The organism is Actinosynnema sp. NPDC059797 (assembly GCF_042732085.1).
Lineage (GTDB): Bacteria > Actinomycetota > Actinomycetes > Mycobacteriales > Pseudonocardiaceae > Actinosynnema.
The window spans coordinates 1-22,550 of sequence record NZ_JBHWIE010000109.1; the positions used below are offsets into that span (position 1 = coordinate 1).

24 protein-coding genes are annotated in these 22,550 nt (G+C 75.4%); 9 read left to right on the forward strand and 15 right to left on the reverse strand.

Features of this window, described 5'->3' with window-relative positions:
- A partial coding sequence (locus ACFV4N_RS23030) for a DUF3618 domain-containing protein (protein ID WP_499674636.1) occupies nt 1–478 on the reverse strand: 478 nt, incomplete at its 3' end.
- Nucleotides 475–879 (reverse strand): phage holin family protein, encoded by a 405-nt coding sequence (locus ACFV4N_RS23035; RefSeq protein WP_499674637.1) that lies wholly within the window; start codon nt 877–879, stop codon nt 475–477. The genes ACFV4N_RS23035 and ACFV4N_RS23030, both read right to left, overlap by 4 nt.
- Before the next feature lie 79 nt (nt 880–958).
- Between ACFV4N_RS23035 and ACFV4N_RS23040 the strand changes: the two genes are divergently transcribed.
- Complete coding sequence (locus tag ACFV4N_RS23040; protein WP_499674638.1) at nt 959–1,894, forward strand: YihY/virulence factor BrkB family protein; 936 nt, start codon at nt 959–961, stop codon at nt 1,892–1,894.
- 10 nt (nt 1,895–1,904) lie between these two features.
- Here the strand turns inward: ACFV4N_RS23040 and ACFV4N_RS23045 are convergent, their stop codons facing one another.
- A complete protein-coding gene (locus ACFV4N_RS23045; RefSeq protein WP_499674639.1) occupies nt 1,905–3,857 on the reverse strand; it encodes an ABC transporter ATP-binding protein in 1,953 nt (650 codons plus the stop codon).
- A 194-nt stretch (nt 3,858–4,051) separates the two neighbouring features.
- On the opposite strand from ACFV4N_RS23045, the gene ACFV4N_RS23050 reads away from it, so the two are divergent.
- Complete coding sequence (locus ACFV4N_RS23050; RefSeq protein ID WP_499674640.1) at nt 4,052–5,794, forward strand: S9 family peptidase; 1,743 nt, start codon at nt 4,052–4,054, stop codon at nt 5,792–5,794.
- Here ACFV4N_RS23050 and ACFV4N_RS23055 read toward each other — a convergent pair.
- From ACFV4N_RS23055 to ACFV4N_RS23085, 7 genes are all read right to left on the reverse strand, one after another.
- Nucleotides 5,781–7,001, reverse strand: coding sequence for a cupin domain-containing protein (locus ACFV4N_RS23055; protein WP_499674641.1), 1,221 nt, complete (start codon nt 6,999–7,001; stop codon nt 5,781–5,783). The genes ACFV4N_RS23050 and ACFV4N_RS23055 overlap by 14 nt on opposite strands.
- Nucleotides 6,998–7,144, reverse strand: a complete 147-nt coding sequence (locus ACFV4N_RS23060; RefSeq protein ID WP_499674642.1) for a hypothetical protein — start codon at nt 7,142–7,144, stop codon at nt 6,998–7,000. Before ACFV4N_RS23060 ends, ACFV4N_RS23055 begins: the two co-directional genes overlap by 4 nt.
- Nucleotides 7,145–7,334: 190 nt before the next feature.
- Nucleotides 7,335–7,787, reverse strand: a complete 453-nt coding sequence (locus ACFV4N_RS23065) for a helix-turn-helix domain-containing protein (RefSeq protein ID WP_499674643.1) — start codon at nt 7,785–7,787, stop codon at nt 7,335–7,337.
- A 97-nt stretch (nt 7,788–7,884) separates the two neighbouring features.
- Nucleotides 7,885–9,093, reverse strand: coding sequence for an ABC transporter permease (locus ACFV4N_RS23070; protein ID WP_499674644.1), 1,209 nt, complete (start codon nt 9,091–9,093; stop codon nt 7,885–7,887).
- Entirely contained in the window at nt 9,090–9,824 is a 735-nt protein-coding gene (locus tag ACFV4N_RS23075; RefSeq protein ID WP_499674645.1) for an ABC transporter ATP-binding protein, read from the reverse strand. Before ACFV4N_RS23075 ends, ACFV4N_RS23070 begins: the two co-directional genes overlap by 4 nt.
- Complete coding sequence (locus tag ACFV4N_RS23080) at nt 9,821–10,918, reverse strand: peptidoglycan-binding protein (RefSeq protein ID WP_499674646.1); 1,098 nt, start codon at nt 10,916–10,918, stop codon at nt 9,821–9,823. The genes ACFV4N_RS23075 and ACFV4N_RS23080 overlap by 4 nt, the downstream gene beginning before the upstream one ends.
- Nucleotides 10,908–11,402 carry a hypothetical protein gene (locus tag ACFV4N_RS23085; protein ID WP_499674647.1) on the reverse strand — a complete coding sequence of 165 codons (495 nt, stop codon included), beginning with the start codon at nt 11,400–11,402 and terminating at the stop codon, nt 10,908–10,910. Before ACFV4N_RS23085 ends, ACFV4N_RS23080 begins: the two co-directional genes overlap by 11 nt.
- A gap of 149 nt (nt 11,403–11,551) precedes the next feature.
- Here ACFV4N_RS23085 and ACFV4N_RS23090 point away from each other — a divergent pair, with 149 nt between their 5' ends.
- Entirely contained in the window at nt 11,552–12,205 is a 654-nt protein-coding gene (locus ACFV4N_RS23090; protein WP_499674648.1) for a response regulator transcription factor, read from the forward strand.
- A 50-nt stretch (nt 12,206–12,255) separates the two neighbouring features.
- On the forward strand, nt 12,256–13,380 hold the full coding sequence (locus ACFV4N_RS23095; protein ID WP_499674649.1) for an ATP-binding protein: 1,125 nt from the start codon (nt 12,256–12,258) through the stop codon (nt 13,378–13,380).
- Between the two features lie 48 nt (nt 13,381–13,428).
- Here ACFV4N_RS23095 and trxA read toward each other — a convergent pair whose 3' ends face one another.
- The gene (trxA, locus tag ACFV4N_RS23100) at nt 13,429–13,803 is read right to left on the reverse strand and encodes a thioredoxin (RefSeq protein ID WP_499674650.1); all 375 of its coding nucleotides are present in this window, start codon (nt 13,801–13,803) and stop codon (nt 13,429–13,431) included.
- A 121-nt stretch (nt 13,804–13,924) separates the two neighbouring features.
- Here trxA and ACFV4N_RS23105 point away from each other — a divergent pair, with 121 nt between their 5' ends.
- The gene (locus ACFV4N_RS23105) at nt 13,925–15,535 is read left to right on the forward strand and encodes an aminotransferase class V-fold PLP-dependent enzyme (RefSeq protein ID WP_499674651.1); all 1,611 of its coding nucleotides are present in this window, start codon (nt 13,925–13,927) and stop codon (nt 15,533–15,535) included.
- Here the strand turns inward: ACFV4N_RS23105 and srmL are convergent.
- Nucleotides 15,511–16,554, reverse strand: a complete 1,044-nt coding sequence (srmL, locus tag ACFV4N_RS23110; protein ID WP_499674652.1) for a PheS-related mystery ligase SrmL — start codon at nt 16,552–16,554, stop codon at nt 15,511–15,513. The two genes, ACFV4N_RS23105 and srmL, sit on opposite strands and share 25 nt — an antisense overlap.
- 181 nt (nt 16,555–16,735) lie before the next feature.
- Here srmL and ACFV4N_RS23115 point away from each other — a divergent pair, with 181 nt between their 5' ends.
- The 3 genes from ACFV4N_RS23115 to cobM are packed head-to-tail and all read left to right on the forward strand — an operon-like array spanning nt 16,736 to nt 19,061.
- The gene (locus ACFV4N_RS23115) at nt 16,736–17,131 is read left to right on the forward strand and encodes a TIGR03618 family F420-dependent PPOX class oxidoreductase (protein ID WP_499674653.1); all 396 of its coding nucleotides are present in this window, start codon (nt 16,736–16,738) and stop codon (nt 17,129–17,131) included.
- Nucleotides 17,128–18,321, forward strand: a complete 1,194-nt coding sequence (gene cbiE, locus ACFV4N_RS23120) for a precorrin-6y C5,15-methyltransferase (decarboxylating) subunit CbiE (protein ID WP_499674654.1) — start codon at nt 17,128–17,130, stop codon at nt 18,319–18,321. Before ACFV4N_RS23115 ends, cbiE begins: the two co-directional genes overlap by 4 nt.
- Nucleotides 18,318–19,061 carry a precorrin-4 C(11)-methyltransferase gene (gene cobM / locus ACFV4N_RS23125; RefSeq protein WP_499674655.1) on the forward strand — a complete coding sequence of 248 codons (744 nt, stop codon included), beginning with the start codon at nt 18,318–18,320 and terminating at the stop codon, nt 19,059–19,061. The genes cbiE and cobM overlap by 4 nt, the downstream gene beginning before the upstream one ends.
- Nucleotides 19,062–19,069: 8 nt before the next feature.
- On the opposite strand, the gene ACFV4N_RS23130 is transcribed toward cobM, so the two are convergent.
- Nucleotides 19,070–20,131, reverse strand: a complete 1,062-nt coding sequence (locus tag ACFV4N_RS23130; protein ID WP_499674656.1) for a cobalt-precorrin-5B (C(1))-methyltransferase — start codon at nt 20,129–20,131, stop codon at nt 19,070–19,072.
- Between the two features lie 20 nt (nt 20,132–20,151).
- Here ACFV4N_RS23130 and ACFV4N_RS23135 point away from each other — a divergent pair, with 20 nt between their 5' ends.
- Nucleotides 20,152–20,859, forward strand: coding sequence for a cobalt-precorrin-6A reductase (locus ACFV4N_RS23135; protein WP_499674657.1), 708 nt, complete (start codon nt 20,152–20,154; stop codon nt 20,857–20,859).
- Here ACFV4N_RS23135 and ACFV4N_RS23140 read toward each other — a convergent pair.
- Both ACFV4N_RS23140 and ACFV4N_RS23145 read right to left on the reverse strand, forming a co-directional pair.
- On the reverse strand, nt 20,834–22,291 hold the full coding sequence (locus ACFV4N_RS23140) for a precorrin-2 C(20)-methyltransferase (RefSeq protein WP_499674658.1): 1,458 nt from the start codon (nt 22,289–22,291) through the stop codon (nt 20,834–20,836). The genes ACFV4N_RS23135 and ACFV4N_RS23140 overlap by 26 nt on opposite strands.
- The coding region (locus tag ACFV4N_RS23145) for a precorrin-8X methylmutase (RefSeq protein ID WP_499674659.1) at nt 22,288–22,550 on the reverse strand (263 nt) is incomplete at its 5' end. The genes ACFV4N_RS23140 and ACFV4N_RS23145, both read right to left, overlap by 4 nt.

A 22,550-nucleotide genomic window follows, 5' to 3' on the forward strand; every position in this document is an offset into this window, starting at 1 on the left:
CGGCGGTCGCCTTCTCACTGACCTGACCAGCCACGACAGTCGCCTTCTCGCTCACCTGACCGTCCACGGCGCCGGCCTTCTCGCCCACCTGGCCGACGACCGCGCCGGCCTTCTCACCCACCTGGGCCGCGACCGCGCCCGCCTTCTCGCCGACCGCGCCGGCCTTCTCACCGGTCGCGACGCCCGCGCTCCCGGCGGCGGCGCCGGCCTTGCCCACCTTCTCACCCGCCTTGTCGGCGGCGTGCCCGACCGCGGCGGCCGTCTTGCCCGCCGCGGCGGCCACGGTCGCGTTGGCCCGCGTCGCGGTCTCCTTCACCTTCTCCACTCCCTCGTGCGCCTTCTCCTTGACCCGGCCGGGCACGTCCGCCTTGTGCGCCAGCGCCTCCACGGTCTCGCCCAGCTCGCGCCGGGTCTGCTCGACGTCGGCGCGCAGCTCGTCCGGGTCGGTCGGGCCGGTGTCCTTCTTCGGGCCGCTCATCGGTGTGCCCTCTCGCTCACGGTGGCGATGTCCTGCTTGACGTTCGAGATGGCCTCCTCCGGCAGGGGAGGGGTGCCGCGGTCGATCTGCCTGCGGCCGACCAGCGCGAGCACGCCGGCGACGGCGAACACGGCCAGCGCGACGACGAACGCCGACACCCACGCGGGCCAGACCGTGGCCAGCAGCAGCACCAGGCCGGCGATGACCGCGCCGAGGCCGAACCAGGCCAGCACGCCCGCCCCGCCGAGGAGGCCCGCGCCCGCGCCCACGCGCTTGCCCTTCGCGCGCATCTCGGCCGCGGCCAGCCGGAACTCGTCCCGGGCCAGCCTGCTCACCTGCTCGGAGAGCCGGCTCACCAGTTCGGCGGTGGACGGTTCGCGGTCGCCGGTGACGTGGCTCATGGCCGTCTCCTCTCACTCGCCACCCGACTACCCAGAACTCCGCAGGTGTACGCCCCGTCTTCGGGGGAAACCGACGGCCATGGCGACACGGGCACCCGAGGCACCGACCCAGCTGCCGAAGCACTCCTGGTGGGCGGTGCTGAAGCGGACGGTCAAGGAGTTCAACGACGACAACCTCACCGACTGGGCCGCGGCGCTCACCTACTACTCGGTGCTGTCGCTGTTCCCCGGCCTGCTGCTGCTGACGTCGCTGCTGGGGCTGCTCGGGCCGAGCGCCACCCAGACCATTGTGGACAGCCTGGACGTGCTGGGACCGGGCGAGGCCAAGGACTTCATCGCGAACGGGATCGAGAACCTCCAGCAGTCGCGGGCGAGCGGGCTGCTGGCGATCGTCGGCCTGGTGACCGCGCTGTGGTCGGCCTCGGGCTACGTGGGCGCGTTCATGCGCGCCTCGAACTCCATCTACGACGTGGAGGAGGGGCGCCCGTTCTGGAAGGTCGTCCCGCTGCGGCTGGGGCTGACCGTCGGCGTGGTGGTGCTGCTCGCGCTGACCGCGCTGGGCGTCACGCTCACCGGCGGCGTGGCGCAGTGGCTCGGCGACCTGCTGGGCCTGGGCTCGACGTTCGTCTCGGTGTGGGACATCGCCAAGTGGCCCGTGCTGTTCCTGCTGGCCAGCGCCGCGATCGGGCTGCTGTTCTGGGCGTCGCCGAACGTGCGGCAGCCGAGCTTCCTGTGGATCACGCCGGGCGGTTTCCTGGCCGTGTTCGCCTGGATCGTCGCCTCCACCGGGTTCGCGCTGTACGTGGCGAACTTCGGCTCGTACAACAAGACCTACGGCTCGCTGGCCGGCGTGATCATCTTCCTGGTGTGGCTGTGGATCTCGAACCTGATGCTGCTGCTGGGCGCGGAACTCGACGCCGAGCTGGAGCGCGGCAGGCGGATGGAGGCGGGCGAGTCGACGGGGCAGGACCCGGTGGCCCCGCCCCGCGACACGCGCGCGATGGACGACGACTAGCCGGCCGCGCTCAGTCCCGGAACGGCGCGGCCTGGAGCTCGAACAGGCCCGCGTACACCCCGTCCGACCTGCCCACCAGCTCGGTGTGCGTGCCCGACTCCACCAGCCGGCCGCGGTCGAGCACCAGGATCACGTCCGCCTGCCGCACGGTGGAGAACCGGTGCGACACGTACAGCACCGTGCGCCCCGCGGTCAGTTCACCCAGCCGGGCGAACAGGTCCGCCTCGGCCCGCGCGTCCAGCGCCGACGACGGCTCGTCCATCACGACCAGGCCGGCGTCCTCGCGCATGAACGCGCGGGCGAGCGCCAGCCGCTGCCACTGGCCGCCGGACAGCTCGGTGCCCCGGCCGAACCAGCGGCCCAGCACCGTGTCCGGCCCCTGCGGCAGGTCTTTCAGCAGGTCCAGCGCGTCCGCGCGGGCCAGCGCCTCCAGCACGGCCTTCGCGTCCTCGACGCGCCCGACGTCGCCCAGCCCCACGTTCTCCCGCACGGTCGCCTGGTACGTCGCGTAGTCCTGGAACAGGGCGGAGGTCCGCGCCCGCAGCAGCTCGGGGTCGTACTCGGCCAGGTCGACCCCGTCCAGCAGCACCCGGCCCGCCGTGGGCCGGTACAGGCCGCAGGCCAGCTTGACCACCGTGGACTTGCCCGACCCGTTCGGGCCGACCAGCGCCGCGAGCCCGCCGGCGGGCAGGTCGAAGCTCACCCCGCGCAGCGCCCACCCGGTCGAGTCGGGGTAGCGGAACGACACGTCCTCGAACGTGATCCGGGGCGCGGCCGGACCGGGCGCGAGCGTGCCCGCGGACCGCTCCACCGGCACCGCCAGCAGGGCGAACAGCTGGTCCAGGTAGAGCGTGCTCTCGTGCACGGTCGCCAGCGACGAGAAGACCGACTGGATCGACGCCTGGAGGGTCACCGCCGCCGCCGTGTAGAGCATCAGGTCGCCCAGGGTCAGGCTGCCGCGCACCGCGGCCAGCGCCAGGTAGAGGTAGGTGGCCGCGCCGGCGAGCGTGCTCAGGGTCCCCCACAGCGCCGCCGCCGCCTGCCTGCGCCGCACCTGCGCGCGCAGCCGCTCGTAGTAGCGCGCGCCGATGAGCCGGAACCGCCCGGTCAGGTACGCGCCGAGGCCGAACACGCGGACCTCCTTGGCGTGCCGGTCGGTGGTGAGCAGCGACGACAGGTAGTCCATCCGCCTGCGCGCCGGCGCGGCCAGCGCGGACAGCAGGAACGCCTGCGTGCCGTGGCGGGCGTCGGCCACGAACGCGGGCACCGGGGCCAGCAGCGCGAGCAGCGCCAGCCAGGGGCTGACCGTGATCAGCAGCGCCGCCAGGCCCACGAACATCACCAGGCCCTGGAGCAGCCCGAACGCGCTGCCGACCATGCCGACCGGGCGGATCGCCGCCTCCTGCTGCGCCTGCCGCAGCAGGTCGTAGGACTTGCCGCGCTCGAAGAACGCCAGGTCCAGCCGCGCCGCGTGGTCCATGATCCTGGACCGCACGTCCTGGGTCACCCGCTCCTGGAGCAGTTGCTGCGCGCCGGTGCGCACGGCCGCCGCGACCCCGCCGAGCTGGTTGACCGCGAACTGGACGGCCACCAGCGAGACCACCGCGGTGGTGGTCGGCATGGCGGGCAGGTCGAAGACCACGCCCGGCAGCCGCACGTCCAGCGGCTGCCCGCCCCGGCCCGCGAGCGCCGCCAGGACGGCGTTGACCAGCACCCGCACCGTGGCCGCCGCCGCGACCGGCACCAGGCCGGCGACCACGATGGCCACGCCGAGCCAGGCGGTCAGCCGGGCGTCCACCCGCCACACCAGGCCCAGCACCCGGAACGCGCCGGACAGCGCGGCCACCGGGCGGCGACCGGTGGCCGCGGGCTCGGCCGGCGCGCCGGGATCGGGGTCGCCGGTGATGCCGCTGCCGGTCGGGTCGCCACCTGCTTTGGAAAAGACGAAACGCGTCGACATCATGCTCCCGGAGTTCTTCGGGTCCACCGTTCGGTCGCTGGACGGCGCATTGGGTGAACACCACACTGGCGATCGTGGCCAAGCCGAGGACAATTCCCCGCGCGGTGCTGTTCGCGAATCCGGATCGAGTGAACCCGGCATTGTCCCCGGACGGCGCGCGAATAGCTTTCGTGGCGCCTTCCGGGGGAGTTCGGAACGTGTGGTGCGGCCCGGTCGGCGGGCCGTACGCCCCGGTCACCGACGACCGGGACCGGGGCGTGCAGGTGTTCGCCTGGGCGCCGGACGGCAGGCGCCTGCTCCACGCGCGCGACCGCGACGGCGACGAGCGGACCCACCTGCACGTGGTGGACGTGACCGCGCCGGAGGAGGGCTCCCGCGACCTCACCCCGTTCCCGGGCGTGCAGGCCAGGCTGGTCGCGCTGCGCCCGAACCGGCCGGGGCACGCCCTGGTGGCGCTGGACCTGCGCGAGCCCGGCGAGCACGACGTGCACGTGCTGGACCTGGCCACCGGCGAGCTGGAGCTCGTGGCCTCCCGCCCGGGGGTGACGGCGTGGACCGCCGACGCCGACCTGCGGCCGAGGGCGGCCGTGGAGACCAAGCCGGACGACGGGCTGGCCGTCGTGGTGCGCGACCCGGACGGGACGTGGCGCACCCTGCACGAGGTCGGCCACGACGACACCATGCTGCTGCGCGTGGTCGGCTTCACCGCCGAGGGCCGCCACCTGCTGCTGCTGTCGAGCCGCGACGCGCCCGCCGCGCGGCTGCTGCGCGTCGACGTGGCCACCGGCGAGGCCGAGGTGCTGGCGGAGGACCCGCGGCACGACGTGGTCGGCGCGGGCGTCGGACCGGACGGCGAGGCGCGGCTGGCCGTGGTGCGCCGCGAACGCGCGCACCTGGAGGCGCTGCGACCGGACGTCGAGGCCGACGTGGCGGCGCTGGTCGCCGCGCGGCCGGGCGAGGTCACGGTGCTGGGCGCGGACACCGCGGACCGGACCTGGCTGGTCAAGTACCTGGTCGACGACGGGCCCGCCGAGTACCGGCTCCACGACCGCCGCACCCTCCGCACGACGCCGCTGTTCACCCACACCACCGCCCTGGACGGGCTGCCGCTGGCCCGCGTCGAGCCGTTCACCTGCACCGCCCGCGACGGGCTCGAGGTGCCCGGCTACCTGAGCTTCCCGCCCGGCAGGCCCCGGCGGGACCTGCCCGCGGTCCTGGTCGTGCACGGCGGCCCGTGGACCCGCGACCTGTGGGGCTACCGGGGCGAGACGCAGTGGCTGGCCAACCGGGGCTACCTGGTGGTGCGGGTCAACTTCCGCGGCTCCACCGGCTACGGCAAGGACTTCGTCAACGCGGGCGACCGGCAGTGGGGCGCGGCCATGCAGGACGACCTGCTGGACGCGGTCCGCCACGTCGTCGACCGGGGCTGGGCCGACCCGGCCCGGATCGCGATCTACGGCGGCTCCTACGGCGGCTACGCGGCCCTGGTCGGCGTCACGTCCACGCCGGAGGTGTTCCGCTGCGGTGTCGCGGTGGCCGCGCCCGCGGACCTGCGGACGTTCCTGGCCTCGGTGCCCGGCGGCCGGCTGTCCGGCCTGGCCCAGCGGCTGTGGCGCCGGGTCGGCCACCCCGAGGCGGACGCCGCGATGCTGTGGGAGCGGTCGCCGCTGTCGCGGATCGACCGGCTGGCGGTCCCGCTGCTGGTCGCGCACGGCGCGCGCGACCCCAGGGTGCCCGTGGCCGAGGCCGAGCGGGTCGTGGCCGTGCTGCGGGACAAGGGGATCGACCACGAGTACCTGCTCTTCCCGGACGAGGGGCACGCGTTCGCACGACCGCGCAACCGGATGGCGTTCCACGCGGCGGCCGAGCGCTTCCTCGCCCGGCACCTCGGCGGGGACGTCGAGGTGCCGGACGGGGAGCCGGTCGTCAGCCGACCGTGAGCAGGCCCTCGCGCACGAGGGTCTTCACCAGGACCACGCGGCCCGCCGGGTCGAGCCCGCCGGGCAGGTCGCTGGGCCGGAACTCCTCCCGCGCCGAGGAGATGAACCGCACCTGCTCGTCCACGCGCGCGGGCAGGCTCACCCGTTTGCCGTGGAACCGCAGGTGGACCTTCTCCCCGTCGCGCTCGACCACGCACGGCACGCGCTCGCGGCGGCGGACCGGCGTGCCCGGTTCCAGCCCCCGCACGGCCTCCAGGTCCAGCAGGTGACCGCGCAGGTCGGGCCGCAGGCCCGCCTCCGCGACCCGCCGGGCCCGGTCGAGCAGCTCCGCCGGGTCCACCAGCGACCGGACCAGGTCGAGCAGCTCGACCAGCGCGGCCTCGGCCGCCGCCCTGGCGGCCGGGTCGGTGAACGAACCGGCGGGCACGGCGCGCCGCAGCCGCTCGTCGCGCTCGACGGCGGTCCGCACCGCGTCCCGCACGAGCGAGGACCACAGCACCGGCAGCACGCCGATGGTGAGGTGGAGCGAGGCCTCCTCACCGGACGTGGCGTCGTGCACACATCCCCTGGGCATGTAGAGCACGTCGCCGGGCCGCATGGAGAACCGGTCCACGGGCTCGCCGGGGTCCGGTCCCGGCCGGTGCTCCGCGTAGGACTGGCCGGGCACCGGCAGCGGGTACGGCGAGTCGTAGATCCGCCAGTGCTTGACACCCGACACCTGGGCCACGAACACGTCGTGGGTGTCGAAGTGCGGGGTGAGGCCCCTGGCCCCGGGCGGGGTCAGGTAGACGTTGACCTGCACCCTGGCGTCGAGGTCCGCGGTGAGGTCCGCGCACAGCTCGCGCAACGGCTGCCACCGCTCGTCCAGGAACTTGACGACGATGGTGGAACCCTTGCGGTACCGGTCGTAGAGCTGCTCCAGCGCGGTCCCGTCACCCGGCGCGGCGAGTCGGCCCACCGGGGTCTCCCGCCCGTCCGCCACGACCCGCAGGTCGGAGGAGCGGATGCTCGACCGCGCCAGGATCTCGTCCACGTCGGCCAGGGACAGCGGCAGGTCCGCGCTCCGCTCCTCGGCCGGGACGCGGACGTGCCGCCGTTCCAGGAACTCGGTGGTGAAGCGCTCGACGCCGAGGGAACCGACCAGGGCCGCGAGGCCCCGGACGGGCCCGGTCCCGGCGTCCGCGCGCCCCGGCTCCACAGCGGTCATAAAACGGGGTCCGTCGGGTCGTCGTCCGCGATGATCAGGACCGGGTCGGTGGGGTCGTCGTCGGCGACGATGAAGTCGGCGGACGCGGGCGGCGTCCTGGTGACTTCGACGTCCTCGGCGTCGAGCGAGAATTCTTCGGACATGGCTGTACCTCGTCTGTCGTTTTGTGGTGGGAACGGCGTCCCGGGAACGTGGGACGTCCGTGCCGATTCTTGGTATGGACAACAGAGGGCGTCAACCGCGCTCGTGGGAAGGTCACGCTATCGGAGCATCCGGACGGTGTCGCGTGGAATTGCCCGTGCCATAAGAAAGCGCAGCCAAATCGGGGCCCCGTCATGCTCGGTACCCGACCTTTTCCCGCCAGGCCACCCCCTCGTCCAGCAGCACGCGCCGCAGCTGGCTGCGGCTGATCTCGATGCCCGCCGCGCGGGCGGTGGCGGCCAGCCGCGACAGCGTCCACGGCCGGCCGGGACCGCCCGCCCTGGCCAACTGCACCAGCCGCGCCCGCTCCGCCCGGCCGAGCTGGGGCGGCCGCCCGGACCTCGGCAGGTCGGCCAACCCGTCGAGCCCGTCGCCGTCGAACCGGGTGAGCCAGCCCCGCACCGTGCGCGGGCTCAGGCCCACCTGCCTGGCGATCTCGTCGGTCGTGGCGCCGTCCCAGCTCAGCGTCACGATCCGGGCGCGCTGGTTGAGCCAGCGCGGCACCGTGCGCGACGCGGCGAGCCTGCGCAGCCGCCTCTCCTCCTCCTCGTCCCTGGCCGGCCTGGCGAACTTGTGCGCTCCCATCTGCCCCCCTCAGGCTGACGTCCGCATGTCCGGCGACTTCCGAACCGCGTCGCCGGACCGGTCCGCCGGGCTCCGCCCCCGCCGCGGCGCCCGGTCGCTACACCGAGGCCAGCGCCTCGGTCGGGCTGAGCCGTGCCGCCCGCGCCGCCGGGTACAGGCCGGCGAGGACCCCCGTGCCGACGGCCGCGCCCAGGCCCGCCAGGACCGCCGCCCACGGCAGGGTCAGCGGCAGGTCCCCGGCCACCGAGTAGCCGACGCACACCAGGACGCCCACCGCGGCGCCGAGCGAACCGCCGATGCCCGACAGCACCGCCGACTCGGCGAGGAACTGCGCCCGGACGTGGCCCCTGGTGGCGCCGAGCGAACGGCGCATCCCGATCTCGCCGCGCCGCTCCAGCACCGAGATGATCATCGTGTTGGCGACGCCGATGCCGCCGACCAGCAGCCCCACCGCGCCCAGCCCGAGGAACAACCCGTCGAACGCCGACTCGGCCGCCAGTTGCGCGGTCAGCGCGTCGGACGGCCGGCTGACCGACACGTTCTCCGGGTTCTCCGGGTTGGCCGTCGCGGCCAGCACCGCGCGCACGTCGCCGACGGCGGAGTCGGCGGACCGCTCGTAGATCGTCGTCGGCCGCCCGCCGAACCCGAGCTGCTCCCGGGCGACCGGCCACCCGACCAGCGCCGCGCGGTCGATCTCCGGCGCCAGCGGCAGCGGCGCCAGCACGCCGACCACGGTGAACCAGCGGTCGCCCAGGTACACCTGGTCGCCGGGGGAGCCGACGCCGAGCCGGGCGGAGGCCACCGCGCCCAGCACCACGCCGGGGTAGCGCTCGGTCGCCGGGGTCAGGAAGGAGCCCTTGGCCACCTCGCCGCCCAGGGTGTCGAGCAGGTCCAGCCGCGTGGCGAACACGCCGATGCCGTTCGTCTCGTCCGCGTCGACCTTGTCGGTGCGCCGCACCGAGCGGTCCGCCAGCACGCCGACCGCGGTCACCGACTCCACGCCCTCGATGCGGCCCACCATGGCGACCGCGTCCTCGGGCAGCTCGGTCTGCCTGCCGAACAGGTCCCGCCCCGGCGAGACGGTGAGCATGTTGGTGCCCAGGCTGCTGATCTGGGCGAGCAACCCGGCCCGACCGGCGGCGCTGATGCCGAGCACGGCGACCACCGCGGTCACGCCGACCGCGATGCCCAGCAGCGACAGCACGGCCCGACCCGGCCGCCCGCGCACCCCGGACGTGCTCTCCCGCAGCAGGTCGGGCACGCGCAGCAGCGACGGCGGCGGCAGCTCCCGCACGGGCGCGCTCACCGGGGGTCCCCCGGTCCCGCCACCCCGCGGCCTCCCCGGTCAGGTTCCCCCGAGCCCGGCGCGGCCGAGTCCGACACCACGGCGCCGTCCTTGATCCGCACCCTCCGGGGCAGCTGCCGCGCCACGTCGTTGTCGTGCGTGATCACCACGATGGTCGTGCCGTCGCGGTGCAGCCGGTGCAGCAGGTCGAGCACGACCGCGCCGGACGCGGAGTCGAGGTTGCCCGTCGGCTCGTCGGCCAGCACCACCGCCGGGTCCGTCACCAGGGCGCGGGCGATCGCCACCCGCTGCCGCTCGCCGCCGGACATCTGCGCGGGCCGGTGGTCGAGCCGGTGCCCGAGGCCGACGCGGTCGAGCACCTCGGCGGCGCGCTCCCGGCGCCGCCGGTGCGGCACGCCCAGGTACATCAGGCCGGTGGCCACGTTGTCCACGGCGCTCAGCGCCGCGCCGAGGAAGAACTGCTGGAACACGAAACCGATCCAGTGCGCCCGCATCGCCGACAGCGTGGTGTCCCGCACGCGGGAGACGTCGTGCCCCAGCACCTCGACCGTGCCGCTGGAGGGCGTGTCCAGCGTGCCCATCAGGTGCAGCAGGGTGCTCTTGCCGGAGCCGGACGGCCCGACGATCGCCATCAGGTCGCCCTGCCGCACGGTCAGCGAGACGTCGGTGAGGGCGCGCACCCCGCCCCGGTACTCCTTGGCCACCCGGGTCGCCGTGATCATGTCCGTCACCGCTCCGGCACCTGCACCTCCACGCCCTCGGCCAGGCCGTCGGCCGAGACCTCGACCAGGCCGTTCGCGAAGAACCCCAGCCGCACCACCACGCGCCGCCTGCTCCAGGCGCCGCCCTCGCCCGACTCCACCACGTCCACGGCGTAGTTGCCGTCGGGCATGGCCAGCAGCGCGACCAGGGGCACCGCCAGCACGCCGGGGTGGGTCTCGCTGACGAACTCCACCGAGACCGGCGCGCCGTCCAGCGTCCCCGCCGCGGCCGGGTCGTCGAGCGTGACCCGCACCGGCACGGTCGCCTCCGCCGGGTCGCCCTCGGCCGAGCCGGGGTCGCGCGGGGCCGGGGTCGCGACCGTGCCGACCGACGCCACCGTGCCCGGCGTCGCCGCGCCGGTGGGCAGCAGCACCCGCACCGCCGCGCCCGCCGCCGCCAGGCCCTGGCGGGCCACCGGCAGGTCGACGGTCACCACGCGGCCCGTGCCCGACGCCGTGGCCACCACGGTCGGCAGCGGGCCGCCGAGCGTGGCCCGCACCTCGACGATCCGCAGGTCCCACGCCGCCACGACCACGTCGCCCGGCCGGACCACCCTGGTCGGCTCCACCCCCAGCGCCTCCTGCCAGCGCGCGACGGCGTCGCCGACCGCGCCGGAGAAGTGCTCGTTGTCCAGCAGGTTCGCCCCGAACCCGAGGTCGCGCAGGTTGGCCCGCAGCAGCCGCACGTCCGGGCCGTCGGCCACGCCCTCGCCGAGCTCCCGCCACAGGGGGGTGTCCCCGATGAGCAGCGGCACGGCGCGGTTGTCCACGGCGTAGACGCGTTCGCCCCGCCGGACCACGGAACCCGGCGCGGGCAGCCAGGTGGCGATGCCGCCACCGGGCGCGGCGGGCACCGAGAAGCTGCCGTCGTACCCGAGCACCCCCTCGGCGCGGGTGGTCTGGACCAGGTCGGTGCGCGTCACCTCGGCCGTCGGCGGCCGGGCCTGCGCGCCCGCGGCGACCGGCTGCTCCCGCCGCGTCAGCGCGAACGCCGTCGCGCCGCCCGCGACGACGACCACGACCACGGCCGCCACGAGCAGGCGGCGCCTGCGCTCAGCGGCCACCGGTCCGCCCGTCCGCCGAACCGGACGTCCTGCTCCGGCAGTCCTGCACCGCCTGCATCGCCTTCGGGTCCTTCGAGTCGATGTCCAGGCGCAGCGGCTGGCCCGGCGCGGGGTCCTCCACCGCGATGCCCTGCTCGCGCAGGCACCGCGCCAGGGCCAACGCCCGGTCCTGCTGCTCGGGGTCGCCCGCCTGCTTGCCGCTGCCCTCGCCGAGGAAGTGGCGGCACTCGGAGACCGCGGCGGCCATCGCCGGGTCGCTCTTGGCCTCGGGGGGCAGCTCGACGGACTGCGCGCCCGGCGGCGGGTCGGGCAGGTCGAAACCCTTGTCCCGCACGCACTGCGTGAAGCGGACCGGGCCGTCCGCGGCGATGGCGCTCGTCGTGCCGGGCGTCGTGCCGCCCGATCCCGACGAGCACGCCGCGGTGGTCAACAGGGCGACGCCGAACAACAGGAACCGCGTTATGCGGACGGATGAGGCGATCAAGGCCGGCACCTTCCAGGAAACCGCGCGCGGCCACCGCGCGCTTGCCCCGGAGGTGTAGTCGAAAGCGGCTATCAGGGGTGTTTCGCTCCTCCGATACACCGCTGAAACACCGCCGCCGCTACCGTGGCGCGGAAGGGAGGGCGGATCCGTTGCGGGTGCTGGTCGCCGAGGACGAGCCGGCGTTGGCCGAGCTGATCGCGGAGGGGTTGCGCCGGCACGCCCTGGCCGTCGACGTCGCGCTGTCGGGTGACGAGGCGCTGGCCCGCCTGTCCGTCAACCGCTACGCCGTCGTGGTGCTGGACCGGGACCTGCCCGGCGTGCACGGCGACGAGGTGTGCCGGCGGATCGTGGCCGGGCGGACCGGCAGCCGGGTGCTGATGCTCACCGCCGCCGCCTCGAAGCGGGACCTCGTCGGCGGCCTGTCCCTCGGCGCCGACGACTACCTGGCCAAGCCGTTCGACTTCGACGAGCTGGTGGCGCGGGTGCGCGCCCTGGGCCGCCGCCCCGCCGAACTGGTGTCACCGGTGCTGCGCCACGGCGACCTGGAGGTCGACGTGCCCCGGCACCAGGCCGTCCGGGCGGGTCGCCACCTGGCGCTGTCCCGGAAGGAGTTCGCCGTGCTGGAGGCGTTGCTGAGCGCGCGCGGCGGCGTGGTCAGCGCGGAGACCCTGTTGGAGAGCGTGTGGGACGAGAACGCCGATCCGTTCACCAACGCGGTGCGGATCACGGTGAGCAGGCTGCGGGCGAAGCTGGGGGACCCGCCGCTGATCGTGACCGTGCCCGGCGTCGGCTACCGCGTCTGACCAGGCCGCGCAGCGGGGTCCGGCTGCGGCTGACCCTCCTGTACGGCGGGTTGTGCCTGGCGACGTGCCTGGTGCTGCTGGGCGTCGTGCTGCTGCTGTCCGGGCAGACCCTGGCGGGCAGCGTGGAGGTGGTCATCCGCGACGCCGTCGGCGGCGACCGGCTGACCAACGTCACGGTCCTGCCCAAGCCGTCGGCGCCGGGGGGCGGGCGGGCCGCGCTGACGCCCGCGCAGGTCACCGCGCTGGCCGAGGCGGTCCAGGCGGACGCGCTGGACCAGCTCGTGCTGGTGTCGGTGATCGCGGTCGGGGTGATGGCCGTGTTCGCGTCGGTGGTGGGCTGGTGGGTCGCGGGCCGGGTGCTGCGACCGCTGCACACCATCACCACGCAGGCGCGCAGCATGTCCGCGAACAACATCCACGAGCGCATCGCGCTGGGCGGTCCGCCGGACGAGCTGCGCGACCTCGCCGACACCTTCGACCGGATGCTCGACCGCCTCGACCGGGCGTTCACCGCCCGGCACCGGTTCGTGGCCAACGCCTCGCACGAGCTGCGCACCCCGCTGGCGGTCGAGCGGGCCATCATCCAGGTGCGCCTGGCCAACGCCACCACCGCCGAGGAGATCGCGGCGGCCCGGGACGAGCTGCTGGCCGCCAACCACAGGCTCGACCAGCTCCTGGAGGGCCTGTTGCTGCTGGCCCGCAGCGAGGACGGGCTGCCCGGCCGCGAACCGGTCGACCTCGCGGCGGTGGCGGAGGAGGTGGTGCGCGAAGCGCTGGCGGTGCCGCCCGCGCACGCGCCGCACGGGGTGCGCGGACAGGTCGTCCCGGTCGGGCTCGTCGTGCCGGGCGACCAGGTCCTGCTGGCCCGGCTGCTGGACAACCTGGTGCGCAACGCGATGCTCTACAACGAGCCCGGCGGGTGGTTCCGGGTCGTGCTGGACCCGCGCGGCGCGGTGACGGTGTCCAACAGCGGGCCGCGCGTCCCCGAACCGGAGCGGCTGTTCGAGCCGTTCCGCCGCGGCGCGGACCGGATGGCGTCCCCGGCGGGCGCGGGACTGGGGCTGGCGATCGTGCGGTCGATCGCCGAGGCGCACGACGGCTCCGCCACCGCGACCGCCCGACCGGGGGGCGGGCTGGACGTGACGGTGACGCTGCCGGTGCACGGGCGCGGCTGACCGCCCGCCCCGTGGTGGCCGACCGGGCGGCCGACCACCGGGGGCGGCTCAGGCCCCCTGGTCCGCCTTCTGCTCGGCGACCTGCTTGTGGACCTCGTCCATGTCGACCTTGCGAGCCTGGTCGATCAGGTCCTCCAGGGCCGACTCCGGCAGGGCGCCCGGCTGGGCGTAGAGCACCACGCCGTCGCGCACGATCATCAGCGTCGGGATCGACCGGATCTGGAACGCCGCGGCGAGCTGCTGCTGCGCCTCGGTGTCGACCTTGCCGAACACGATGTCGCCGTGCTTCTCGGCGGACTTCTCGTAGACCGGCGCGAACTGGCGGCACGGGCCGCACCAGGACGCCCAGAAATCGACCAGGACCATCTCGGAGCCGCCGACAACCTCGTCGAAGTTCTCCGCGGTCAGCTCCACGGTGGCCATAGGTCCTCCTCGGTGTTGACTTCAGGGCTCACACCCCTGGTACCCCGCTCAACGAAACGGACACGCGGGCAATTCCCTTCAACAAGTCGTGGACGTCTTCAACAGGGAGTTGTACTTTGGGATGTCCGACCGGTATGCGGAGGTGACCATGCGCATCCCGTCCTCCTACCTCGTCCAGTTCCACGAGCCGGAGGGGTACCTGGACTTCGCCCGCTTCGGGCCGCCCTCGCACGCCGTGGTGGAGGCGTCGACGGAGCTGCTGGAGTCCTCGGCGGCGGCCGGTCCGTCCACCGTGGACGAACTGATGCGCCGGGAACCGCGCGCCAGGGCCGCCGCCGCGCGGCTGTGCCGGGGCGACACCGACCGCGTGACCCTGCTGCCCAACACCAGCACCGGCCTGTTCCAGCTCGCGCTCGCGCTGCGCGGCGGGGTGCTGGTGTCGGCGGGCGAGTTCCCGGCGAACACCTACCCGTGGGCGCGCTCGCCGGGCGTGGACGTGACGTGGCTGCCCGCCGGCCCGGTGACGCCCGAGGCGGTGCGCGCGGCGCTGACCCCGGCCACCGCCGCGGTGTCGGTCAGCGCGGTGGACTTCCGCACCGGCCACCGCGCCGACCTGGCCGCGCTGCGCGAGGTGGTGGGCGACCGGCTGCTGGTGGTGGACGGCATCCAGGGCTTCGGCGTGGTCGACGAGCCGTGGGAGGCGGCCGACGCGCTGGTGGTCGGCGGCCAGAAGTGGCTGCGCGCCGGCTGGTCCACCGGCTTCCTGGCGCTGTCCGACCGCGCCCTGGAGCGCCTGGACCCGGTGCTGTCCGGCTGGACCGGCGCGCGGGACCCGGGCCTGTTCGACGACGCCGTCCACCCGGTGGGGGAGGGCGCGGCCGGCTGGTCGATCACCAACCTCAGCCCGGTCGCCGCGGGCGCCCTCGCCACGGCGCTGGAGCTGGTCGAGCGGGCCGGCGTGGCGGCCCTCGAACGGCGCGTGGCCGAGCACGTGGACGCGCTGGCCGAGGCGGTCCGCGCGGCCGGCGGCGAGGTGGTGTCCGCGACCGGGCGGCGCGCGGGCATCCTCGCGTTCACCCTGCCCGACGTGCCGCCGCCGGTGGTCGGCGCGGCCCTCGCGGCGGCGGGCGTGACCGCGACCGCGCGCCGGGAGCACGTGCGCGTCTCACCGCACGCCTCCACCACGCCCGGCACGGTCCGGCGGTTCGCCGAAGCGCTCAAGGGGCTGCGCGGACCCGGGGCCCGGGTGGTGGGTGCGCCACCCGCCGCCCCTGCCGCGCCCCCTGCCGCCCCCACCACCCCCGCCGCGCCCTCTGCCACCCCCGCCGCCGTCCCCGCGTCCGCCCCCACCAGCCCCGCTCCAGTCCCCGCAGCCCTCGCTCCAGTCCCTGCCGCCGCCCCCGCCGCGCCCCCTGCCGCAGCCACCGCTCCTGCTCCCGCCGCCCCCGCCGCGGTCCCCACCGCCGCCCCCGCTCCAGTCCCCACCCCCGTCCGCCCCGTCGAGGTGTTCCCGGGTGACGTCGAGACCCTCCAGCGCCTGCTGGTCGAACGCGCCGTCGAGTCGGTCGGCGTGCCGGTGGAGCTGATGAAGAAGTCCCACAAGTCGCAGGTGGTGCGCGTCCTCGACGAAGCGGGGCTGTTCCTCATCAGGGACTCCGTCGACCACCTGGCGGGCGTGCTCGGCGTCACCCGGTACACGATCTACAACTACCTCAACGAGATCAGGGGCTGATCGCCCTCGTGCACCGCGGCGTGCACGGCGTCCCGCGCGGCGTTCGCCTCCTCGTCGGTCAGGGTGCGCGTCGGGTGGCGCAGCACCAGGCGCAGCAGCACGTTCTTCTGGTCGGGGTGCGCGCCGAGCCTGGCCACCGCCGCGGGCAGCAGCTCGGCCACCGGCGTCTCGCCCACCACCAGCACCTCCTCGGCCAGGTCGCCCACCGCGTCCCGCGCCACGTCGCCGATGGTCTCCGCGTCGGCGTCCGCCGCGACCGCCACCGAGATGTCCCTGGTGATCGCGGGGTGCCGCGACACCGGTCGGTACGGGGCCAGGTCGAGCATCTGCGCGGCCACCCGCGGCTCGGTGGACGACAGCAGCCGGATGTCCGGGACGCCCTTGCGGATCATCAGCAGCCGGTCCAGGCCCAGCCCCAGGGCCAGGCCGCGCACGTCGCGGGGCAGCCACGCCCGGTCCAGCACGTGCCGCGCCGCCAGGCCGCACTCGGCGACCTCCAGCCACCGGCCGTCCACCAGCACGTCCACCTGCCGCCCGGCCGTGGTGTACGGGTGCTCGGCGGGCGTGGTGCGGTGCGGCAGGCCCGGCACGGCCGCCTCGACCACCGCCTCCACCAGCTCGTCCAACGACGCCTCGTGGCGCGAGATCCGCCACAGGTCGAGCTGGTGCGGCGTGCCCGAGTGCACCCGGTCGACCGCGTCCCGCCGGAACACCACGCCGACGCACGCGAGCACCACGTCGTCCCAGTCGTCGGCGGCGCCCAGCAGGCGCAGCGCGGGCGGCACCATGGCCGTGGTGTGGCTGCGCAACATCCGGCCCTCGGTGGTGTAGCGCGTGTAGCGGGCGTCGCGGGTGACCGCGTCGGGCGGGTAGCCGAGCGCGGTGTAGTTGTCGTCGATCGACACGTCCGGGTGATCCCGGAGGACGCGCACGTCCCCCGGCAGGACGGCCAGGATCTCGTCGAGGAGCAGTTGCATCGCGTGCGGCCCGTAGGCGGGGTCGCTGAGGTCGCGGGTCATCGCGGTGTCCCTTTCGCGGATCGGCTGGACGGTGCGGGGGCACCCCCTGGCCGGTCCGCCGACGGGACCGCGTGATTCAGCGCACGCCGCAGGCCCCGACGACCGGGTCTCCCGGCCGGGGGCGGCTAAATCGGCGCATCACGTTTTCCACGATAGCCCGGGCGTGCCGCATGATGCACCCATGTTGTCGACCAAGGGCGAGGACTTCCGCGCGTTCTGGACCGAGCGCCACCTGTGCACGCTGACCACGGTCCGGCGCGACGGCACGCCGCACGTCGTGCCGGTCGGCGTCACGCTGGACGTGGACGCGGGCACCGCGCGCGTGATCACCTCGGGCGGTTCGAGCAAGGTCCGCCACGTGCTGGCCGCGGGCGAGGCGGGCGCGGCCGTCGCGGTGTGCCAGGTGGACGGTGCCCGCTGGTCGACGCTGGAGGGCCGGGCCGTGATCCGCCGCGAGCCCGAGGCCGTCGCGGACGCCGAGCGGCGGTACGAGCGGCGCTACCGCACCCCCCGCCCCAACCCCGAGCGGGTGGTCGTCGAGATCACCGTGACCCGCGTGCTGGGCAACGTCCGGTGATCGTCGTCGTCGGCATCGGCGCCGACGGGTGGGACGGGCTCCCGCACGCCTCGCGCCACGAGATCGCCTCCTGCCGCGTGCTCATGGGCAGCTCCCGGCAGCTCGACCTCGTCCCCGGCGAGTTCGAGCGGGTCCCGTGGCCCTCGCCGCTGCTGCCCGCCCTGCCGGACCTGCTCGACCGCCACCGGGGCCACCGGATCGCCGTGCTGGCCAGCGGCGACCCGATGTTCCACGGCATCGGCTCCACCCTGGTCCGGCTGCTGGGCGCGGACCGCGTGCGCGCCGTGCCGCACCCGTCGTCGGCGTCGCTGGCGTGCGCGCGGCTGGGCTGGGCGCTGGACGAGGTGGCGGTGGTCAGCCTGGTCGGCAGGCCCGCCACGCTGGTCGTGCCGCACCTGCACCCCGGCCGGCGCGTGCTGGTGCTCGGCGGCGCGCCCCGCGAGGTCGCGGCCCTGGCCCCGGACGCCCGGATCACCGTCCTGGAGCAGCTCGGCGGCCCGCGCGAACGCGTCCACCACGACCTCGACGACGCCGACCCGCTGCACGTGCTGGCCCTGGAGTGCGGCCGCGACGGCGCGTCGACCACCCCGGGCCGCCCCGACGACGCCTACGAGCACGACGGGCAGCTGACCAAGCGCGAGGTGCGCGCCGTGAGCCTGGCGCTGCTCGCGCCCCGACCCGGCGAGCTGCTGTGGGACGTGGGCGCGGGCGCGGGCAGCATCGCCGTCGAGTGGTGCCGCACCCACCCGGCGTGCCGCGCGATCGCCGTCGAGCGGGACCCCGGGCGCGCCGCCCGCGTCACCCGCAACGCCACCGCCCTGGGCGTGCCCGGCATCCGCGTCGTGGTGGGCGAGTCGCCCGGCGCGCTGGACCTGGAGCCGCCGGACGCGGTGTTCATCGGCGGCGGCCTGACCGCGCCGGGCGTGGTGGAGCGCTGCTGGGAGGCCCTGCGGCCGGGCGGTCGCCTGGTCGCCAACGCCGTCACCCTGGAGTCCGAGGCCGTCCTCACCCGCTGGCGGGCGCGCCTGGGCGGCGACCTCACCCGGGTGGAGGTCTCCCGCGCCGCGCCCGTCGGCGGCTTCACCGCCTGGCGACCGCACCTGCCCGTGACCACCTGGGCCGTGACCAAGCCCGTGACCAAGCCCGCGACCCAGTCCGTGACCGAGACCCTGACGGAGGAGGACCGGTGACCGTCCACTTCATCGGCGCGGGCCCCGGCGCGCCCGACCTGCTGACCCTGCGCGCGGCCCGCCTGCTCGCCGACTCGCCCGTCTGCCTGTACGCGGGCGCGCTCGTGCCCACCGAGGTGCTGGCGCACTGCCCGCCGGGCGCCCGCCTGGTGGACACCGCGTCGCTCACCCTCGACGAGATCGTCGCCGAGCTGGCCGACGCGCACGCCGCGGGCCACGACGTGGCCCGCCTGCACTCCGGCGACCCGTCGGTGTTCAGCGCGGTGGCCGAGCAGATGCGCCGCCTGGACGCCCTGGGCATCCCCTACGACGTGACCCCGGGCGTGCCCGCCTTCGCCGCCGCCGCGGCGGCGCTGAACCGCGAGCTGACCGTGCCCGGCGTGGGGCAGACCGTCGTGCTCACCCGCACCGCCGCGCGCGCCACCCCCATGCCGCCGGGGGAGGACCTGGGCTCGCTCGGCCGGTCCGGCGCCACGCTCGTGCTGCACCTGGCCGTGCAGCGGATCACCGAGGTGGTGGCCGACCTGCTGCCCAACTACGGCCCGGACTGCCCGGTGGCCGTGGTGGCGCGGGCCAGCCGCGCCGACGAGGAGGTCCTCCGGGGCACCCTGGCCACCATCGCCGACCAGGTGCTGGCCGCCGGGATCAGGCGCACCGCCGTGATCGTGGTGGGCCGGGTGCTGGCCGCCGAGGGCTTCCCCGACAGCCACCTCTACTCGGCCGACCGCTGCCGCTCGTGAACCGCCCCTCAGCCCGCCCGGCCGACGACCGCCCCCGCGCGGTCGATCACCACCACGTCCACGGCCACCGGCGCGCCCCGCAGCACCCCCTCCGCGACGGCCTTCGCCCGCACCGCCACCAGGTCGCCCAGCGGCACCCCGGCCTCCTGGCACACCCGCAGCGCACCCAGCGCCGTGTTGGCCTCCCGCACCCGGGCGGCCACGTCGTCGTCGCCCACCAGCGACGCCAGGAAGCCCAGGTCGACCTGCGACCGGCCCGAGTGCAGGTCCAGGTGGCCGTCGGCGAGCTTGGACAGCTTGCCGATCCCGCCCGCCACGGTCAGCCGCGGCACGGGGTGGCGCCGCAGGTACTTCAGCACCGCGCCGGCGAAGTCGCCCATGTCCAGCAGCGCGTCCTCCGGCAGCCCGTGCAGCTCCGCCGCCACCTTCTCCGACGTGCTGCCGGTGCACCCGGCGACGTGCGTGCGGCCGGCGGCCCGCGCCACGTCCACGCCGCGCCGGATGCTCTCGATCCACGCCGAGCACGAGTACGGCACCACGATCCCGGTGGTGCCCAGGATCGACAGCCCGCCCAGGATGCCCAGCCGCGGGTTCCAGGTGCGGCGCGCCAGCTCCTCGCCGTGCTCCACGGAGATCTCCACGACCACGTCGCCGCTGCCGCCGTGCTCGCGCGCCACCCGCTCGACGTGCTCGCGGATCATCCGGCGCGGCACGGGGTTGATCGCGGGCTCGCCCACGTCCAGCGGCAGGCCCGGCTTGGTCACCGTGCCGACGCCCGGCCCGGCGCGGAACACCACGCCGGAGCCCGGCTCGCCCGCCCGGACCGTCGCGCCGACCAGCGCGCCGTGCGTGACGTCCGGGTCGTCGCCCGCGTCCTTGACCACGAAGGCGGCCGCGAAGTCCGCGCCCAGCTCCTCCCGGGCCAGCGCGAACACCGGCGTCTGGCCCTTGGGCAGCACGATGCCCACCGGGTCCGGGAACTCGCCGGTGAGCAGCGCCGCGTAGGCGGCGGTGGTCGCGGCGGTCGCGCAGGCGCCCGTCGTCCAGCCGAAGCGCAGTTGCGTGCTCACGACGTCAGGATGCAACAGCCGTGAGGACCGTGTTGGTGCTGGGTGGCACCGGGGAGGGTCGCGCGCTCGCCGAGGCCCTCACGGGCCTGAGGGTGATCTCCTCGCTGGCGGGCCGGGTGAGCGCGCCGAGGCTGCCGCCGGGCGAGGTGCGCGTCGGCGGCTTCGGCGGCGTGCGGGGCCTCGTCGGGTACCTGCGGGCCGAACGCGTCGACGCGGTCGTGGACGCCACGCACCCGTTCGCCGACCGCATCACCGCCAACGCCGTCGCCGCCACCGCGGAGACCGGCACGCCGTTCCTCGTGCTGCGCCGCCCGCCGTGGCCGCCGCAGCCGGGCTGGACCTACGTGGACACCGTCGCCGACGCGGCGGCGGCGGTGCGGGGCAGGCGCGCCTTCATCACCACCGGCCGCCAGGAGCTGGGGCACTTCACCACCGGCGTGGCCCGCACCGTCGACCCGCCGGAGGACCCGGCCCCGGGCCTGACCGTGATCCTCGACCGCGGCCCCTACACCGTCGACGGCGAGCTGGCGCTCCTGCGCGAGCACGCCGTCGAGGTCCTGGTCACCAAGGACAGCGGCGGCCCGATGACGGCCGCCAAGCTGACCGCGGCCCGTCACCTCGGAATGCCGGTCGTCGTGGTGCGCCGCCCGCCCGCGCCCGACGCGCCGCTGGTGGAGACGGTCGCCGAGGCCGTGGCCTGGCTCACCGGGGGTAGCGGCGCGGCGTGAACACCGCACCGCGCGCGGTCCACCGGGTCTGCGAGGACCCGACCAGCAGCAGGCACCGCATGTCCACGGTGGACGCGTCCAGGTCGGCCAGCCGCACCACCCGCACGTCCTCCTCCGGCCCGCCCACGTCGCGCCCGATCACCACGGGCGTGTCCGGCGACCGGTGCCGCAGCAGCACCTCCCGCGCCGACTCCACCTGCCACGTGCGGCTCTTGGACGCGGGGTTGTAGACGGCGAGCACCAGGTCCGCCCTCGCCGCCGCCTCCAGCCGGCCCTCGATCACGTCCCACGGCTTGAGCCGGTCCGACAGCGACACCACGCAGTAGTCGTGCCCGAGCGGCGCGCCGACCCGGCTGGCCACCGCGTGCGCGGCGGTCAGCCCCGGCAGCACGCGCACCGGCACGTCGGCGAACTGCTCCTCGTCCGCGACCTCCAGCACCGCGCTCGCCATCGCGAACACCCCGGGGTCGCCCGACGACACCACCGCGACCCGCCGCCCGCGCCTGGCCAGGTCCAGGGCGAACGCGGCGCGCTCGGACTCCACCTTGTTGTCCGAGGCGTGCACCCGCTGCCGAGGGCTGGCGTTCACCCGGTTCAGGTACGTCACGTACCCGACCAGGTCATCGGCCTCGGTCAGCGCCCGCCGCGCCTCCGGCGTCAGCCACTCCGGACCGGCCGGGCCGAGCCCGACCACGACGACCTCGCCGCGCGCCTCCCGCCGCCGCTGCCCCCGGCTGGGCAGCAGCGCCAGCGAGAAGTAGGGCACGCTCTCGGCGTCCACTTCGGACAGCGGCGCGGTGCGCTGGCCGCCGGTGGTGGCCCGCTCCACGTACCACGCCTCGTCCAGCCGGCCCGACCGCTCCAGCGCCGCCCGCACGTGCGGGAACGTCCGCCCCAGCTTCATGATCGCCACCGGGTCGCCGCCCGCGAGGTGCTCGGCCAGCGCGTCGGCGGGCAGCGTGCCCGGCAGCACGGTCAGCACCTCGTCCCGCTCCACCAGCGGCCGACCGAGCACCGCAGCGCCCGCGCTGACCGACGTCACCCCGGGCACCACCTCGGCCTCGTACCGGTGCGCCAGCCGCTTGTGCAGGTGCATGTAGGACCCGTAGAAGAACGGGTCGCCCGCCGCCAGCACGACCACCACGCGCCCCGCGTCGAGGTGCGCGGCCAGCCGCCGCGCGCACTCCTCGTAGAAGGCGTCGATCTCGCCCTGGTAGTCGTCCGAGTCCTCGGTCGTCACCGGGTAGACCAGCTGCTCCTCGACCTGGCCCGGCCGCAGGTAGGGCTCGGCGATCCGGCGCGCCACGCTCCGGCCGTGCCGCGCGCTGTGGAACACCACCACGTCCGCCTCGGAGATCAGCCGCGCCGCCTTGACGGTCACCAGCTCCGGGTCGCCCGGACCCACCCCGACGCCGTACAGCTTGCCGGTCATTCGTCCTCGCTCGCGATCGCGTTGACCGCCGCGGCGGTCATGGCGCTGCCGCCCCGACGCCCGCGCACGACCAGGTACTCCAGGCCCAGGCGGTTGTCCGCCAGCGCCTCCTTCGACTCGGCCGCGCCGATGAAGCCGACCGGCACGCCCAGCACCGCGGCGGGCTTCGGCGCGCCCGCGGCGATCAGGTCCAGCAGGTGGAACAGGGCCGTGGGGGCGTTGCCGATCGCCACCACCGCGCCCTCCAGCCAGCCCCCCC